The sequence below is a fragment of the Streptomyces sp. NPDC089424 genome (assembly GCF_044749345.1).
In the GTDB taxonomy this organism is placed as follows: domain Bacteria; phylum Actinomycetota; class Actinomycetes; order Streptomycetales; family Streptomycetaceae; genus Streptomyces.
Genome location: NZ_JBIVHU010000019.1, coordinates 1 through 1423, shown reverse-complemented (window position 1 = coordinate 1423; position 1423 = coordinate 1). Strand labels below are relative to the sequence as shown.

At 55.9% G+C, this 1423-nt stretch carries 1 rRNA gene; it reads right to left on the bottom strand.

From position 1 onward, the window contains the following. Nucleotides 1-31: 31 nt before the first annotated feature. Nucleotides 32-1423: ribosomal RNA gene (locus tag ACIP2X_RS38525) — 23S ribosomal RNA — on the bottom strand; the annotation flags it as partial.

The following is a 1423-nucleotide window of genomic DNA, read 5'->3' as shown; positions in this document are numbered from 1 at the left end:
CTCAGAACTAACACAGTGGACGCGAGCAACTGAGGACAAGCCCTCGGCCTATTAGTACCGGTCAACTCCACACGTTACCGTGCTTCCATATCCGGCCTATCAACCCAGTCGTCTACTGGGAGCCTTACCCCATCAAGTGGGTGGGAGTCCTCATCTCGAAGCAGGCTTCCCGCTTAGATGCTTTCAGCGGTTATCCCTCCCGAACGTAGCCAACCAGCCATGCCCTTGGCAGAACAACTGGCACACCAGAGGTTCGTCCGTCCCGGTCCTCTCGTACTAGGGACAGCCCTTCTCAAGACTCCTACGCGCACAGCGGATAGGGACCGAACTGTCTCACGACGTTCTAAACCCAGCTCGCGTACCGCTTTAATGGGCGAACAGCCCAACCCTTGGGACCGACTCCAGCCCCAGGATGCGACGAGCCGACATCGAGGTGCCAAACCATCCCGTCGATATGGACTCTTGGGGAAGATCAGCCTGTTATCCCCGGGGTACCTTTTATCCGTTGAGCGACGGCGCTTCCACAAGCCACCGCCGGATCACTAGTCCCGACTTTCGTCCCTGCTCGACCCGTCGGTCTCACAGTCAAGCTCCCTTGTGCACTTACACTCAACACCTGATTACCAACCAGGCTGAGGGAACCTTTGGGCGCCTCCGTTACTCTTTAGGAGGCAACCGCCCCAGTTAAACTACCCATCAGACACTGTCCCTGATCCGGATCACGGACCCAGGTTAGACATCCAGCACGACCAGACTGGTATTTCAACGACGACTCCACCTGAACTGGCGTCCAGATTTCAAAGTCTCCCAGCTATCCTACACAAGCCGAACCGAACACCAATATCAAACTGTAGTAAAGGTCCCGGGGTCTTTCCGTCCTGCTGCGCGAAACGAGCATCTTTACTCGTAGTGCAATTTCACCGGGCCTATGGTTGAGACAGTCGAGAAGTCGTTACGCCATTCGTGCAGGTCGGAACTTACCCGACAAGGAATTTCGCTACCTTAGGATGGTTATAGTTACCACCGCCGTTTACTGGCGCTTAAGTTCTCAGCTTCGCCCCACCGAAATGGAGCTAACCGGTCCCCTTAACGTTCCAGCACCGGGCAGGCGTCAGTCCGTATACATCGCCTTACGGCTTCGCACGGACCTGTGTTTTTAGTAAACAGTCGCTTCTCGCTGGTCTCTGCGGCCACCCCCAGCTCAGAGCGCAAAGCTCATCACCAGTTGTGGCCCCCCTTCTCCCGAAGTTACGGGGGCATTTTGCCGAGTTCCTTAACCATAGTTCACCCGAACGCCTCGGTATTCTCTACCTGACCACCTGAGTCGGTTTAGGGTACGGGCCGCCATGAAACTCGCTAGAGGCTTTTCTCGACAGCATAGGATCATCCACTTCACCACAATCGGCTCGGCATCAGGTCTCAG